At 65.9% G+C, this 14731-nt stretch carries 13 protein-coding genes and 1 tRNA gene; 9 read left to right on the top strand and 5 right to left on the bottom strand.

Annotation, left to right across the window (positions count from 1 at the left end; translation table 11 throughout):
* Nucleotide 1: 1 nt before the first annotated feature.
* From AB3X96_RS24875 to AB3X96_RS24865, 3 genes are all read right to left on the bottom strand, one after another.
* Complete coding sequence (locus AB3X96_RS24875; RefSeq protein WP_368591806.1) at nt 2-826, bottom strand: ABC transporter permease; 825 nt, start codon at nt 824-826, stop codon at nt 2-4.
* Nucleotides 823-1905 (bottom strand): ABC transporter substrate-binding protein, encoded by a 1083-nt coding sequence (locus tag AB3X96_RS24870; protein ID WP_368591805.1) that lies wholly within the window; start codon nt 1903-1905, stop codon nt 823-825. The genes AB3X96_RS24875 and AB3X96_RS24870 overlap by 4 nt, the downstream gene beginning before the upstream one ends.
* 97 nt (nt 1906-2002) lie before the next feature.
* Nucleotides 2003-3070: a LacI family DNA-binding transcriptional regulator gene (locus tag AB3X96_RS24865; RefSeq protein WP_368591804.1), complete on the bottom strand. Its 1068-nt coding sequence runs from the start codon at nt 3068-3070 to the stop codon at nt 2003-2005.
* 141 nt (nt 3071-3211) lie between these two features.
* On the opposite strand from AB3X96_RS24865, the gene AB3X96_RS24860 reads away from it, so the two are divergent.
* The 3 genes from AB3X96_RS24860 to AB3X96_RS24850 all read left to right on the top strand — a co-directional run bounded on the left by AB3X96_RS24860 (nt 3212) and on the right by AB3X96_RS24850 (nt 4147).
* Nucleotides 3212-3296, top strand: a tRNA-Leu gene (locus AB3X96_RS24860).
* A gap of 35 nt (nt 3297-3331) precedes the next feature.
* Entirely contained in the window at nt 3332-3487 is a 156-nt protein-coding gene (locus tag AB3X96_RS24855) for a hypothetical protein (protein ID WP_368591803.1), read from the top strand.
* A gap of 156 nt (nt 3488-3643) precedes the next feature.
* Nucleotides 3644-4147 carry a M48 family metallopeptidase gene (locus AB3X96_RS24850; protein ID WP_368591802.1) on the top strand — a complete coding sequence of 168 codons (504 nt, stop codon included), beginning with the start codon at nt 3644-3646 and terminating at the stop codon, nt 4145-4147.
* A gap of 36 nt (nt 4148-4183) precedes the next feature.
* Here the strand turns inward: AB3X96_RS24850 and AB3X96_RS24845 are convergent, their stop codons facing one another.
* A complete protein-coding gene (locus tag AB3X96_RS24845) occupies nt 4184-6520 on the bottom strand; it encodes an FdhF/YdeP family oxidoreductase (RefSeq protein WP_368591801.1) in 2337 nt (778 codons plus the stop codon).
* Nucleotides 6521-6660: 140 nt separating this feature from the next.
* Here AB3X96_RS24845 and AB3X96_RS24840 point away from each other — a divergent pair, with 140 nt between their 5' ends.
* Entirely contained in the window at nt 6661-8079 is a 1419-nt protein-coding gene (locus AB3X96_RS24840; protein WP_368591800.1) for a PLP-dependent aminotransferase family protein, read from the top strand.
* Between the two features lie 47 nt (nt 8080-8126).
* Nucleotides 8127-8417, top strand: coding sequence for a helix-turn-helix domain-containing protein (locus AB3X96_RS24835; protein ID WP_176108142.1), 291 nt, complete (start codon nt 8127-8129; stop codon nt 8415-8417).
* 66 nt (nt 8418-8483) lie between these two features.
* Here the strand turns inward: AB3X96_RS24835 and AB3X96_RS24830 are convergent, their stop codons facing one another.
* The gene (locus AB3X96_RS24830; RefSeq protein WP_368591799.1) at nt 8484-9077 is read right to left on the bottom strand and encodes a lysozyme inhibitor LprI family protein; all 594 of its coding nucleotides are present in this window, start codon (nt 9075-9077) and stop codon (nt 8484-8486) included.
* A gap of 260 nt (nt 9078-9337) precedes the next feature.
* On the opposite strand from AB3X96_RS24830, the gene AB3X96_RS24825 reads away from it, so the two are divergent.
* The 4 genes from AB3X96_RS24825 (at nt 9338) to AB3X96_RS24810 (ending at nt 14712) form a co-directional block, all read left to right on the top strand.
* Nucleotides 9338-10222, top strand: coding sequence for an SH3 domain-containing protein (locus AB3X96_RS24825; protein ID WP_368591798.1), 885 nt, complete (start codon nt 9338-9340; stop codon nt 10220-10222).
* A gap of 283 nt (nt 10223-10505) precedes the next feature.
* The gene (locus tag AB3X96_RS24820; RefSeq protein WP_368591797.1) at nt 10506-12821 is read left to right on the top strand and encodes a putative bifunctional diguanylate cyclase/phosphodiesterase; all 2316 of its coding nucleotides are present in this window, start codon (nt 10506-10508) and stop codon (nt 12819-12821) included.
* Nucleotides 12822-12956: 135 nt separating this feature from the next.
* The gene (locus AB3X96_RS24815; RefSeq protein WP_008922008.1) at nt 12957-13145 is read left to right on the top strand and encodes a hypothetical protein; all 189 of its coding nucleotides are present in this window, start codon (nt 12957-12959) and stop codon (nt 13143-13145) included.
* Between the two features lie 169 nt (nt 13146-13314).
* Nucleotides 13315-14712: an FAD-containing oxidoreductase gene (locus AB3X96_RS24810; RefSeq protein ID WP_368591796.1), complete on the top strand. Its 1398-nt coding sequence runs from the start codon at nt 13315-13317 to the stop codon at nt 14710-14712.
* Nucleotides 14713-14731: the final 19 nt, after the last annotated feature.

The raw sequence follows: 14731 nt of genomic DNA, 5'->3' as shown, positions 1-14731 counted from the left end.
TTCATGCGCTCGCCGCCACGCCCGAACCGCTCGCGCTGCGCGCGATCGCCAGCACCGCCCACGTGACGATGCCCAGCACGATCGACAGCCCCGCGGCGGTCACCATGTTCGCGTTCAGCGTGAACTCGGTATAGATGGTCATCGGCAGCACGTCGATGTCGGTGGCGAGCGTGAACGCCGTGCCGAACGCGCCCATCGCGGTCGCGAAGCACACGGCGCCTGCCGCGATCAGACCGGGCGACAGCGCCGGCAGCACGATGTCGCGCATGATGCGCCACGGCGATGCGCCGAGCGAGCGCGCGGCCTCTTCGAGCGATTGATCGAGCTTGGTCGCGGAGGCCATCACGGTGACGATCACACGCGGAATCGAGAAGTACAGATAGCCGAGAAACAGGCCGCTCATCGAATACGCGAATACCCAGCGATCGCCCGCGAGTTTCAGCGAGAGCGCGCCGATCAGCCCCTGACGCCCGGCGAGCATGATGACCATGAAGCCCACGACGACACCGGGAAATGCGAGCGGAAACGTCAGCAGCGCGAGCAGCGTGCGCTTGCCGGCGAACTCGCGGCGCGCGAGCAGCAGCCCCGCGATCACCGACAGCACCAGGGTGGCCGCCGTGACCGCCGCCGACAGCACGACGGTCGCGCCGAGGCTCGACATATAACGCGGATTGGTCAGCATCGCGCGATAGGTCGCGAACGCGTGGCCGCCGCCGGAGAGCTGCGCGAGCGCGCCCATCGGCAGCAGCCAGAACGCGATGAATACCGCGAGCGCCGGCGCGAGCAACGCGATGCGCCAGCGCAGCGGGAACGTGACGTCGTTCAATGCATCACCTGCAGATAGCGCTCGCCGAAGCCCGACTGCTTCTCGGCCATCTTCGCGAAGTCGACCGGCTTCGCGCGCGCGTATTCGCTCGCGGGCAGGAACTGCGCGGCGGTCTCGGCATTCATCGCGCTCGCGCGCACCGGCCGCAGATACGCCTGCGCCCACAGCTTCTGGCCTTCGTCGGACAGCACGAAATCGAGCACCTTCTTGCCGTTCGTTTCGTGCGGCGCGCCCTTCACGAGGCTCATCACGTACGGCACCGAGATCGTGCCTTCCTGCGGAATCACGAATTCGACGTTCGCATGATCCTTGTACTTCGCGCGATACGCGTCGAAGTCGTAGTCGAGCAGGATGGGAATTTCGCCGGACAGCACGCGCGCGTACGCGGTTTGTTTCGGCACGATCGGCGCGTTCGCCTTGAGCTTCCTGAACCAGTCGAGGCCCGGCTCGAAGTTATCGAGCGTGCCGCCGAGCGCCTGGTTCACCGCGACCGCGCCCGCATAGCCGACGAACGCGCTCGACGGATCGAGGTAGCCGATCATCCCTTTGTATTCGGGCTTCAGCAGATCGGCCCACGAGCGCGGCACCGGCTTGCCTTCGAGCGCGTCCTTGTTGACGAAGAAGCCTAGCGTGCCCGAGTGGATCGTGAACCAGTAGCCTTGCGGGTCTTTCAGGCTTGCCGGAATGTCGTCCCAGTGCGCGGGCTTGTACGCCTGGATCACGCCCTTGTCCTTGGCCTGGAACGCGGACGACACGCCGAGATACACGACGTCGGCAACCGGGCTTTTCTGCTCGGCCATCAGCTGTGCGATCGATTGGCCCGAGTTCTTGTTGTCGAACGGCACGCGAATGCCGGTCTTTTGCTGGATCGCCTTGATCTGGCTCGCCCAGTCGGCCCATTCGGGCGGGCAGTTGTAGCAGATCGCGGTTTCATCGGCGCGCGCGGTTTGCGGCGCGAACGTGACGAGCGCCGCGCCGGCGACGAGCAGGCTCGCCGGCAGCACGGTCGCGGCGGCGTGCGACAGCTTCTGCCGGAGCGGTTTGAGCGAGGATGCGAAGCGTGAGGTCGAACGGGTCACTGCAGGTCTCCTGTGTCGATCGGTGCAAGTGCTTGCGCACTCACGCCGGGCCCGTAAAAGGTGGTGGTTGCAAGCGGTTGTATTGCGCGAGGGCTGCCTAGGCGGTCAGCCCGCGCGTTGGTGATGCCCCGTAGTGATCTGTCTGCGGCCCAAGCGCCGCGATCGTCGCGCCTTCGCGCACGCTGTGCGGCAGGGTCAACGCGAGTGAGGTGGCGGGGAATGCGCGATCGTCGCGCGCGCCGCCGATGCTTGCGAGCAAGCGCTGCCACGCCGCGCAGCCGATCTCGCGATTCGGCGCGCAGATGCTGGCGAGCGCTGGCGACAGCAGTTCGCCCATCGCGAGTCCGTCGAAGCCGAGAATCGACATGTCCTGCGGAATCTTCAGACGCGCGCGACGCAGGCCGCGCATCACGACCATCGCGAGCAGATCGTTGCTGCAGAAGAGGGCGGTCGGACGGTTTGCGCCGTGCGTCAGGTGCGCGAGCACGGACGGCGCGAGTTCGTCGGCGTTGAAATCGACTTCGAGCGCGGGCGCGGCCGTGAGGCCGGCTTGCTGCATCGCCTGCGTGTAGCCGAGATGCCGCTGACGCGCGCGATCCGACGCGGCGAGCGAGCCGGCCAGCATCAGGATGCGGCGATGGCCGTTGGCGATGAGCCGGCGTACACCGTCGTAGGCGGCGAGGCGATTGTCGACCGACACCGACGGGCGGCGCACCGTGTCGTTGTGCATCAGCACGTACAGCAGGCCGTCGCGGTCGAGTTCGTCGAGCAGCGGATGGGTGTCGGCATCGGCGACGGTCAGGATCAGGCCTTCGACGCGATGCTCGCGCAGCGTTTCGATTGCGTGGCGTTCGCGATCCACGTCGTACTGCGTGGTCATCAGCATCAGCCGGTAGCCTTGCGCCGACGCGAGATCGTCGATGCCTTGCAGGCATTCGGCGAACACCGGGTTCGCGAGCGTCGGCAGGACGACGCCGATCAGGCGCGTGCGCTCGCCGCGCAATTGCCGGCCGAGCGGGCTCGGGCGGAAGTTCAGCGCGTCGATCGACTGACGTACCTTGTCGAGCGTGATGGGGTTCACGGTATGCGGCGCGTTGATCGCGCGCGATACCGTGGCGATGGAAAAGCCCGCGTGGGCGGCGACATCCTTGATCGTCGGCGTCATCGGTTTGCGGCCCGCTGTAATCGTTTTCGTGAGCGGATTATCGGCAAGGTTTGTGACTTGGGGATGAACGTGGTGTCGGGCGTTCTTGGGGCTCCGGCGAGGCGATGGTAGAATTCGCGACCACGCGCGATTGCGACCCTTGCCGGGGTGATGAAATTGGTAAACATAGCGGACTTAAAATCCGCCGCCTTCGGGCTTGCCGGTTCAAGTCCGGTCCCCGGCACCAGAGTTGCAAATCACAGGCACGATGCGCGCACGCCGATGACCGCCGTGCCGATCTCGCTCTCCAGTTTTCCCGATCAGAAATCCAGTTGCTTCGCGCTGATACCGAGCTCGAAAGTACAGGTCAATATTTTTTTACGTATCACTGGAGGCAGCGTGCTGCTCGAATCTGCGGCGCATCGCACGGGAGCGTGAATCTCGTTGGCCTATGCGGACAAAATCGAGTGAGAAACTGTCACGCCGCATAACGCGATGAGCCCCCAGAACTGGGCGTTAATCCGGACAAGCGCTCGACCTTGTCGATCGGCGCGACCCTGCGTAATATCTCCTCGCCAACCTCGATCCGCCTTCATGTCTTCGCTCAAATACCTGACCGGCTACCCCGCACCTCTGCAAGAGAAGGTGAGAACGCTGATCGCCGACGATCAGCTCGGCTCCTATCTCGCGCAGAAGTACCCGAACACGCACGAGGTGCAAACCGACCGCGCGCTGTACGAGTACTGCGGCGAGCTCAAACGCGAATACCTGCGCAACGCGGAGCAGATCGACAAGGTCACTTACGATAGCAAGCTCGATGTGATGCGCCACGCGCTCGGCCTGCATACGAGCATTTCGCGCGTGCAGGGCAGCAAGCTGAAGGCGAAGAAGGAAATCCGCATCGCGTCGCTATTCAAGGGCGCGGCGCCGGAGTTTCTGAAGATGATCGTCGTGCACGAACTCGCTCATCTGAAAGAGAGCGATCACAACAAGGCGTTCTATCGTCTGTGCGAGTTCATGCAGCCGGGATACCACCAGATCGAATTCGATCTGCGTCTGTATCTGACGCATCGCGATCTGGCGAAGAAGCCGGTGTGAGGGACGCCGCGCAAGCCGCGGAAGATAGAGCCGAGTTCAGGCCGCCAGAACAGCGGCATTCTCCGCCGCCGACGCGGTCAACAACACCGGAATCGACTTCGACGTCGGCGTACCCGCGCCATCCGCGACCGAGGAGAGCGGTACCAGCGGATTCGTTTCGGGGTAGTAAGCGCCGAGGCAGCCGCGCGGAATGTCGTACTCGACCAGCAGAAAACCGTCCACCCGTCGCTCGATGCCATCGGCCCACACACTCGTGATATCGACACGCTGACCGGCCGCGAACCCGAGCATCGCGAGATCGTCCTTGTTGGCGAACAGCACGCGCCGCTGTCCGTACACGCCGCGATAGCGATCGTCGAGACCGTAAATCGTCGTGTTGTACTGATCGTGTGAGCGGGTGGTCATCAGGGTCATCAGGCGTTCGCCGTGACGCTTCTTCGCCTGATGAATCGGCGTGTCGAGCGCGATCGCGTGGACGATGAACTGGGCCTTGCCGCTCGGCGTTTTCCAGATGCGATCGCGCGACGCGACGCCGAGATGGAAACCGCCGGGCTTCTTCAGGCGCTCGTTGTAGTCGTCGAAACCGTCGATCACCTTCGCGATGCCATCGCGAATCAGCGCATAGTCGGCCGCATGCGCGAGCCAGTCCACCTTGCCGCTGCCCAAAGTCGCATGCGCCATGCGCGCGACGATCGCCACTTCGGATAGCAGATTGTCCGACGCCGGCTTGTTCATCCCATACGAGATGTGCACCATGCTCATCGAATCCTCGACGCTGACGCCTTGCGCCACGCCGTTCTGAACATCGATCTCGGTGCGCCCGAGCGTCGGCAGGATGAGGGCGTCGCGGCCATGCACGAGGTGGCTGCGGTTGAGCTTCGTCGTCACGTGCACGGTCAGCTCGCATGCGCGCATCGCGTCCCACGTGCGCGGCGTATCCGGCGTCGCGATCGAGAAATTGCCGCCGAGGCCGATGAACACTTTCACCTTGCCATCGAGCATCGCCTGAATCGTGTTGACGACGTCGAGACCGTGCTCACGCGGCGGCGCGAACTCGTAGGCTGCGCCAAGCTTGTCGAGAAACGCTTCGGTAGGCTTTTCCTCGATGCCGACCGTGCGGTCGCCCTGCACGTTCGAGTGGCCGCGCACCGGGCACAGCCCCGCGCCGCGCCGGCCGATATTGCCGCGCATCATCATCAGATTCGACAGCAGTTGCACCGTCGCGACAGAGTTCTTGTGCTGCGTGAGACCCATGCCCCAGGTCGAAATCACCGCGCGGCCCTTCACGTAGATATCGGCGAGCTTCAACACCTCGTCGAACGGCACGCCGGCCTCGGCGACGATCGTGTCCCAGCGCTCGGCGCGCAGATCATCGGCGAATGCGGCGAAGCCGACCGTGTGCTGGGCGATGAAGTCGACGTCGAGCACGCGCTCGAGGCCTGACACGAGCGCTTCGTCGTCGAGTTCGAGCACGCGTTTGGCGACGCCCTTGATCAGCGCGAAATCGCCGCCGACCTTCGGACGGATGAACACGGAGCTGATTTTCGTGCTGCCCATCGTCAGCATTTCGACCGGATGCTGCGGGCTCGCGAAACGTTCGAGGCCGCGCTCCTTCAGCGGATTGATCGACACGATCGTGGCGCCGCGCTTCGCGCATTCGCGCAGCTCGCCGAGCATGCGCGGATGGTTGGTGGCCGGGTTCTGGCCGAAGATCAGCAGCGTATCCGCGTGTTCGAAGTCGTCGAGCGTGACCGTGCCCTTGCCGACGCCGACCGTGTGCGGCAGGCCACGGCTCGTCGCCTCGTGGCACATGTTCGAGCAATCAGGAAAATTGTTGGTGCCGTACATGCGCACAAACAGCTGGTACAGGAACGCGGCTTCGTTGCTCGCGCGGCCCGACGTATAGAACGCGGCGCGGTTCGGATCGTCGAGGCGCTTCAGATGGCTCGCGATGAGCTCGAACGCGCCGTCCCAGCCGATCGGCACGTAGCGGTCGCGCGCGGCGTCGTAGACGAGCGGATCGGTCAGGCGGCCGTGCTGCTCGAGCTCGAAGTCGGATTGCGTCATCAGCTCGGCGACGCTGTGCTGCTCGAAGAATGCCGGCGTCACGCGCTTGCCGGTGGCCTCGGCGGCCACCGCCTTCACGCCGTTTTCGCAGAACTCGAACGTCGACGCGTGCTCGCGATCCGGCCACGCGCAGCCGGGGCAGTCGAAGCCGTCAGGCTGGTTCTGCTTGAGCAGCGTGCGGTAGTTGCCGCCCGCGACCTTTTCCTTGAGCAGGTTGATGGCGACATACTTCAGCGCGCCCCAGCCGGCGGCGGGGTGCTTGTACGGCTCGATGCGGGGTTCGGCTTGTGCTTCGTTCTTCTTCATGACGTGACGATGGACAGATTCGACAGATTTTGCAGACCAATGCCCGCAAGCGTACTGTGTTCCACAATCCACGTCGGATACAGAAAATCGGAAAGAATAGGAGTACAGTTGCGCGACGATCCCTGAACCGCCCAAATCGCATGAAGCTCTACGAAAAACTCGCCGACGAAATCACCGAAGCCGTGCGCCGCGGCGTATTCGCGGCCGGCGAGCGGATTGCGTCGGTGCGGCAGGCGAGCCAGCAGCACGGCGTCAGCATCAAGACGGTGCTGCATGCGTATGCGCTGCTGGAGAGCCGCGGCGTCATCGAGAGCCGGCCGCAGTCAGGTTATTTCGTGCGCGACGCTGCCGCGCCGGTGCCCGCCGCGGCGCGCGCGGGCCGCAAGTCCGCGCCGCCGATGCCCGCGACGGTCGACGTGAGCCGGCTCGTGCTGTCGACCCTGCGCAGCATCCGCGCGCACGACGCCGTGCCGTTCGGCTCGCCGTATCCCGATCCGTCGCTGTTCCCGTGGCGGCGCATCAACCAGTACGCGAACGCGGTCGCGCGGCGGCACGCGAGCTGGAATCTGATCGACGATCTGCCGCCGGGCAACCCCGAGCTGATCCGCCAGATCGCGCGGCGCTACGCGGAAAACGGTCTGCCGGTCGATCCTGGCGAAATCGTGATCACGCTCGGCGCGACCGAGGCGATCAACCTGAGCCTGCAGGCGGTCGCAAAGCCGGGCGACACCGTCGCGGTCGAATCGCCGACCTTCTACGCGATGCTGCACGCGATCGAGCGCCTCGGCATGCGCGCAATCGAGGTGGCGACGCATCCGGTCGACGGCATCGACATCGAAGCGCTCGCGAAGGTGATCGCGCGGCAGAAGATCGCCGCGTGCATGGTGATGCCGAACTTCCAGAATCCGCTCGGTTTCTGCATGTCCGACGAGCGCAAGCGGCAGCTGGTCGAACTGCTGGCTGCGCACGAGATTCCGGCGATCGAAAACGACGTCTACCAGGAGCTGTATTTCGGCGACGCGCGGCCATCGACGCTGAAGACGTTCGACACCAAAGGGCTCGTGCTGCACTGTGCGTCGTTTTCGAAAAGCCTGAGCGCGTCGTACCGGATCGGCTGGGCGCTGCCGGGGCGTTATCGCGCGCAGGTCGAGAAGCTCAAGTTCCTGAATACGCTGACGACGCCGTCGGTGCCGCAGGTCGCGGTCGCCGATTATCTGCGTCAGGACGGCTACGACCGGCATTTGCGGCATCTGCGCCGCGTGTACCGGCAGCAGGCGAGCATCATGAGTGCGCTGGTGCTGCGCTTCTTCCCGGTCGGCACGCGCGTGTCGACGCCGCGCGGCGGCTACGTGCTGTGGGTCGAGCTGCCAGTTGCGATCGACTCGATGCGGCTTTATCAGGCCGCGCTCGAACGCGGTATCACGGTCGGGCCGGGGATGATGTTTTCGACGCGCAACGATTATCGGCACTTCATCCGGCTCAACTACAGCTATCCGTGGACCGCGCAGGCCGAGGCGGCGTTGAAGACGCTCGGCGAGCTGGCTAGGGCGATGGCGTGAAGGGCGCAATCGCGATACGACCGACACCTCACAACTGCGAGACCGACGTGAACGACGACGACATCGACCCGCAACTCGCCGCGATACTCGCGCAGCTATGGCGCGCGCATCGCGAGACACCCCGGCGCGCATGGTCGCTAGCGAAGCTGTCGAAGCAGGCCGGCGTGCCGATGAGCAGCTTGCGGCGGCAATTGACGGCGCTATCGGGCGGCGGTCTCGTCGATACGATGTTCCACGACGATGGCACCGGAGCCGCGTCGCTGAGCGAAATCGGCGCGCAGCTTTGCGCGGAGCTGTTCGGCACAGGCGAGGGCGGTGAGCCGTCGGCCGCTGACTGAGCTTTGCGCGCGCAATTCACCCGGCGCACAGGTTGATCGCCGTCGTGGCCAGTGTGTTTCGCCGTCTCATTGCCCAACGCTCGCCCGCACCTGCGGTTGCATCGGCATCGCCGCTTGTGCTTGCGGCGGCGCCATGTCCACAGCCTCGAGCGTGGCCACGCCGCAAAACCAGTCGCCATCGTGCGGCTGATACTTCCAACGCTTGCCCGACTGTCCGATCACGCTCGCACACTGCTCGTTGACGACGAGGCCGGGCTTCGCGGCCGTGCATTGCAGCGTCGACGGGTCCGGGTGCGCGTCCACATCCGCACCGGCGGACGCCGCGTGCCGCGAGCCGCCCGGCAAGCTCGCCAGCAGCCGCTGCAATTCGTCGATGCGCGTCGTGTACCACGTCCGCAGACACGCGGCGTCACGGCAGTTCGCTTCGCGCCAGGCCCACTTGCTGTCGCTGTCGTCGATGAACGCGCGGCGCTGGGCGACTCGTCGACGCGCTTTCCAATAGAGTTGGCCCAACGTGTCGTCGAGCGCCGACAGCGCGGAGTCACCGCAAATCATGCGCTCGGCCGGCGAGCGGCCGCGCTGGCAGTCGAAGCTGGTGGCGTTGGCATACGGATGCGCGAGCAGCAGTCCGGCGATCAGGAGGGGGCGGAAGAGGGTCATCAGGGTCCCGGCGGTGCATCGATTGATCATGCCGCCGATGATCGACCGGTCGCGCGCCTCGCGGACGTCCGAACAACGCGGGAGTTCGAGCGGGTCGTTACCAGATGTTGCCGCGCGGGCTTGCCGGCCGGCATGTGCCGTGCGCGAGTACGGCGCGCGCACGTTCGCGTGTCATGAAGAAGGCGCAATGTCTATATATTGGAAGTGGGGGCACATAGGCCGGCGTGGTCAAAAGGTGGCCATCGAAATAGGAACAACGAATGCAACGACAACTCGTGATCGGTCTTTACATGGCAGCGGGCCTGCTGATTTTGCCCGGCGTGGCCAGCGCGCAGTCGCAGGCCTATACGAATAGCGGCACAAACATGCGCGCGGGCCCGGCGTCCGACTACCCGATCGTCGCGCAGCTACCGGGCGGCGTTCCGGTGACGGTGATGGGGTGCCTGAGCAACTACCAGTGGTGCGACGTCGCCACACCGAATCTGCGCGGCTGGGTGTATGCGTCTCGGCTCAGTTCGCCGTACCAGGGCTACAACATGCCGCTGAACTACGGCGCCGCGCTCGGCCTGCCGATCCTCGCGTTCTCGATCAATGATTACTGGGGCAACTACTACCGCGGCCAGCCGTGGTACGGCCAGCGCTCGCGCTGGGCGCGTCATGCGCCGCCCCCGCCGCCGCGACCGGGCGCCGGGCATCCGCCGCCGAACTGGCGGCCGTTGCCGGGGCATGTCGGCGGGCGTCCTCCGGGCGGGCCGCCGGCGAACAACGCGGGCGGGCGTCCTCCAGGTGGGCCGCCGCCGGGCCATGCAGGCGGACGGCCTCCAGGTAACGAGGGCGGCCGACCACCGGGCAACGCGGGCGGCCGACCACCGGGTGGCCCGCCTACGGGCAGCGCCGGCGGCCGTCCTTCCGGCGCGCAGCAGGGCGGTGGGGCTGGCCGGCCACCGGGCGGCGGACCGCAAGGCGGCGGAGGCGGTCGCCCGCCGGGCGGCGCTCAGCAGGGCGGCGGCAATCGTCCCCCAGGTGGTCATCAAGGCGGACCTCAAGGCGGACCTCAAGGCGGACCTCAAGGCGGTCCTCAAGGCGGTCCTCAAGGCGGAGGTGGCGGCGGAACACGGCCACCAGGAGGCGGCGGCAACAATTGACAATTGAGACATTGACGCCGCCACGGCACTGAAGACAATGGTGCCAATCGGGCCGCCGCAACGTGCCGCAGCGGCCGGGCATCGAGCCGCTGCGGCGCCTGCGGGCCACGAACCGACGGCCTCAGACCTGCCGTCGCCCGTCGTACCCGCGTCAACCGATGCTTGCACACTACACCCGTAGCCGTCCGTACGCGATGCGTGGCAGATTTTCACGCCGTGCTTAGCGTAAACCCCGGTGTGCCGCGTACACTAACTTGCCGATGTTGGGTTGGGGGGCGCAACTATGATTTGCGAAGCGACATCACGTGGCACGACGACAGCCGCGCCGGAGGGCGCCCGCTATCGCCCGGAACGGGCCGAGGAAGTACTCGCATCCGAGCGCAGCGTGTTGCGGCTGATTACGCGCAACACGCCGCTGCCCGAGCTGCTCGACGAAGTCTGCCGTCGCGCCGAGGCGCTGCTCGGCGACGGCGCGTGCTGCTCGATCCTGCTGCTCGACCCCGACGGCTTGCACGTGCGCGTCGGCGGCGCGCCGTCGCTGCCGCCCCCGTTCAGCGCCGCGATCGAGGGCGCCGCGATCGGTCCGCGCGCCGGCTCGTGCGGCACGGCGATGTTCGAGCGCCGTCTGGTGATCGTCGACGACATCGAATCCGATCCGCTGTGGGAAAACTTCCGCGCTTTCGCATTGCCGCACGGCTTGCGCGCCTGCTGGTCCGTGCCCTTCGAAAACGATGCCGGCAACGTGCTCGGCGCGTTCGCGGTCTACTACCGCACCACGCGCCGTCCGACCCCCGAGGAAGAGGCGATGCTGCGCGACATCGGCAGCAGCGTCGGCCTCGCGGTCCATCAGGACGCGATGGCGCAGCGCCTCGCGCATAGCGAGGAGCGTCACCGGCTGGTCGTCGATCATCTGAGCGAAGGCATCGTCGTGCAGTCGCGGGCCGGCATCGTGCTCGCCTGCAATCCGAGTGCGCAGCGCATGCTGCACGTGACCCAGCAGGTCGTCGGCCGCAGCATGCAGACCGTGATGACACGCGCGTTCGGCGAGGACGGCTCGGTGATCGGCGACGCCAACCGTCCGGTCACCCAGGTCTTCGCGACCGGCAAGCCGATGCTCGGCGTGACGATCGGCCTCGAGCTGATGAGCGGCGAAGTCGTGTGGATCACGGAAAACGTCGTGCCGATCCTGCGCCCCGGCGACAGCGAACCGGACTCCGTGCTGATTTCGTTTTCCGACATCGGGCCGGTGCGCGAGGCGCAGCGCCAGCTGAAGTACCTCGCCACGCGCGATTCGCTGACGGGCCTCTACAACCGCGCCTACCTGACCGAGCGGATGCGCGACCTGTTCGCGCCGCGCCCCGGCGGCGAGCATGGCGGCGAACTCGCCAGCGTCGCCGTGCTGTTCGTCGATCTCGACGGCTTCAAGAAGGTCAACGACACCGCCGGTCACGAAGCCGGCGATGCCCTGCTGTGCAGCGTCGCCGAGCGGTTGTCGGCCTGCGTCGGGCGCAGCGACACGCTGGCGCGGGTGGGCGGCGACGAGTTCGTGATCGTCTCCAGTGCGTGCGGCAATACCGGCGAGCTGATCGGCCTCGCGCATCGTGTTCTCGACATGATCGCGGTGCCGTTCGCAGTGGCGGGCAACGAGTACTACCTGGGCGCGTCGATCGGCATTAGCCTCTTTCCCGAAGACGGCCGGGACGTCGCGACGCTGATGCGCAACGCCGACTCGGCGATGTATCACGCGAAGCAGCGCGGCCGCAACAACTTCCAGTTCTTCACCGCCGAGCTGAACCGGCATCTGCAGCGGCGTTTCACGATCGAGCAGTCGCTGCGGCGCGCGCTCGCGGGCAACGAGCTGAGCCTCGTGTACCAGCCGATCGTCGATAGCCAGAGCGGCCGCACGATCGGCGCGGAAGCGCTGCTGCGCTGGTACAACAGCGAACTGGGCAACGTGTCGCCGGGCGAATTCATTCCGGTCGCCGAGGACGCCGGGCTGATCGTCGAGATCGGCGACTGGGTGCTCGAACACGCCTGCCAGCAGGTCGCGCAGTGGCGGCGCACGTTGGCGCCGCATCTGGTCGTCGCGGTGAATCTGTCGCCGCGGCAGTTCAACGACGGGCTGCTCGAGCGCATCGAGCGCTGTCTCGCGCAGTCCGCGCTCGAACCGGCCGCGCTCGAACTCGAAATCACCGAGCGGCTGCTGATGAGCGACAGCGACACCGTGCTGCCGATGCTGAGCGCGCTGAGCGCAATGGGCGTGCGCGTGTCGGTCGACGATTTCGGCACCGGCTATTCGTCGCTGTCGTACCTGAAGCGCTTTCCGCTGCACAACCTGAAGATCGACCGGTCGTTCGTCGCGGGGCTGCCGGATCATCGCGATTCGATCGCGATCACGCAGGCGGTCGTCGCGATGGCGCACTCGCTCGGCATGAACGTGACCGCCGAGGGCGTCGAGACCGCCGAGCAGGCGGCGTTTCTGCGCGCGATCGATTGCGACAAGCAGCAGGGCTACCTGTACAGCCGGCCGGTCGGGGCCAGCGCCTATGCGCGCACGCTGTACGACGCGCAATTGATCGGCATGGCGAAGGCGTCCTGATGCGATTGTTCAGTTTGCCGAACAAGTGACTTCGCGTTGCCGCTATTTATCGGCGGCGACGCGCTCCCTAGAATTCCCCCATCGAAACGTTATTGGTGCGCGGTGCCGAAGCGGCGCTCCGCAATGGGGGTCGTGATGTCAGAGTTGATCAGAAACCAGCTTTACCGGCCATCGGTCGTGTTGCCGATGGTCGCCTTGATGCAGGTGATGGTGTCGCAAGACTTCAATCTCGGCCAGGTCGGCTGGGTGTTCGCGGCGCGCGGCGCGCAGGCCGCATTGCAGCGTTCGCGCGAGTTGATTTGCGCGGTTCATTGCCACGCCTGAGAAGTCCCGCGAAGTACCACCCAGTAATCCAGACTAATTGGCGCCGCCTCGCGCGGCGCGCGGCGAAACGGGCCGTCGCCAAAGCGCCCGCGCAATCCGACATCGCATGGCAGCCCGGGGCACTAAGCGTAAGATGCTACGACCTGCACCCAGACCCGGGAGAGTTGCCATGCCACAGCACTTCGACGCAGTCGTGATCGGTACGGGGCAAGGCGGCTCGCCGCTCGCCGTGCGGCTCGCTCAAAGCGGGCGCCGTACCGCGGTGATCGAACGCGCGGACTTCGGCGGCACCTGCGTAAACGTTGGCTGCACGCCGACCAAATCTTATGTGGCGAGCGCCCGCGCGGCGCACGTGGCGCGGCATGCGGCGGACCTCGGTGTGCAGGTGGGCTCGGTCAGCGTCGATATGGCGGCCGTCAAGGCGCGCAAGGACCGGATCATCGGACAGTCGCGCAGCGGCGTCGAAAAATGGCTGCGCGGCACGGAAAACATCACGGTGTTCAATGGCCACGCGCGCTTCACCGGCGCGCGCACGCTCTCGATCATCGGGCGCGACGGCCAACTGCTGGACGAACTCAGCGCCTTCGAAATCTTCATCAACACCGGCACGCGCGCGGTCGTGCCGCCGCTCGAAGGCATCCAGCGGATTCCGTACTACACGAACTCGACGCTGCTCGAACTGACCACGTTGCCGAATCATCTGGTGATCGTCGGAGGCAGTTATATCGCGCTCGAATTCGCGCAGGTGTTTCGCCGCTTCGGCAGCCGCGTCAGCGTGCTGGTGCGTGGCGAGCGCGTGCTCAACCGCGAGGATGCCGATTTCGCGGAATCAGTGCAGAAGGTGCTCGCGCGCGAGGGCGTCGAGTTTCATTTCGGCGTGCAGCCGACGCGCGTCGAGCCGCATCCGCATCGCGCAAACGACGTGTGCATCGGCTTCGAGCAGAACATTCCGGCGATGGAGGCATCGCATCTGCTGATCGCGACCGGCCGCACGCCGAATACCGATGACCTCGGTCTCGACGTCGCGGGCATCGAGACCGACCCGCACGGCACGATCATCGTCGACGGCCAGCTGCGCACCAGCGTGCCGGGCGTGTGGGCGATCGGCGACGTGAACGGCCGCGGCGCGTTCACGCATACGTCTTACGACGACTACCAGATCGTCGCGGCGAACCTGCTCGACGGCGGCGCGCGCAGCGTCGACACGCGGATCATGACGTACGCGGTGTTCGTCGATCCGCCGCTCGCGCGTGTCGGCATGTCGGAAGAGGAGGTGCGCAAGAGCGGCCGCAAAGCGCTGATCGCGACGATGCCGATGTCGCGCGTGGGCCGTGCGCGCGAGCGTGGCGAAACCGACGGCTTCATGAAGGCGCTCGTCGATGCCAACAGCAAACAGATACTCGGCGCGGCGATTCACGGCGTCGAGGGCGACGAGGCGATCCATACGTTCGTCGACATCATGACGGCGGGCGCGCCATATCCCACTTTGCAATACGCGATGCACGTGCATCCGACCATCAGCGAACTCGTGCCGACGCTGCTCGATGGACTCAAGCCGATGCAATGAACTGCGTTGACACCGGCGC

Source organism: Paraburkholderia sp. BR13439 (genome assembly GCF_040948805.1).
In the GTDB taxonomy this organism is placed as follows: Bacteria; Pseudomonadota; Gammaproteobacteria; order Burkholderiales; family Burkholderiaceae; genus Paraburkholderia; species Paraburkholderia youngii.
The sequence above is the reverse complement of the archived record's forward strand: the minus strand, read 5'-3'. Positions and strand labels throughout refer to the sequence as shown.

Excerpts from the sequence above, each read along its gene's own strand:
- AB3X96_RS24865 (WP_368591804.1), bottom strand. The coding sequence starts at position 3,070 with ATGACGCCGACGATCAAGGATGTCGCCGCCCACGCGGGCTTTTCCATC.
- AB3X96_RS24855 (WP_368591803.1), top strand. The coding sequence starts at position 3,332 with ATGACCGCCGTGCCGATCTCGCTCTCCAGTTTTCCCGATCAGAAATCC.
- AB3X96_RS24850 (WP_368591802.1), top strand. The coding sequence starts at position 3,644 with ATGTCTTCGCTCAAATACCTGACCGGCTACCCCGCACCTCTGCAAGAG.
- AB3X96_RS24845 (WP_368591801.1), bottom strand. The coding sequence starts at position 6,520 with ATGAAGAAGAACGAAGCACAAGCCGAACCCCGCATCGAGCCGTACAAG.
- AB3X96_RS24840 (WP_368591800.1), top strand. The coding sequence starts at position 6,661 with ATGAAGCTCTACGAAAAACTCGCCGACGAAATCACCGAAGCCGTGCGC.
- AB3X96_RS24830 (WP_368591799.1), bottom strand. The coding sequence starts at position 9,077 with ATGACCCTCTTCCGCCCCCTCCTGATCGCCGGACTGCTGCTCGCGCAT.
- AB3X96_RS24825 (WP_368591798.1), top strand. The coding sequence starts at position 9,338 with ATGCAACGACAACTCGTGATCGGTCTTTACATGGCAGCGGGCCTGCTG.
- AB3X96_RS24820 (WP_368591797.1), top strand. The coding sequence starts at position 10,506 with ATGATTTGCGAAGCGACATCACGTGGCACGACGACAGCCGCGCCGGAG.
- AB3X96_RS24815 (WP_008922008.1), top strand. The coding sequence starts at position 12,957 with ATGTCAGAGTTGATCAGAAACCAGCTTTACCGGCCATCGGTCGTGTTG.
- AB3X96_RS24810 (WP_368591796.1), top strand. The coding sequence starts at position 13,315 with ATGCCACAGCACTTCGACGCAGTCGTGATCGGTACGGGGCAAGGCGGC.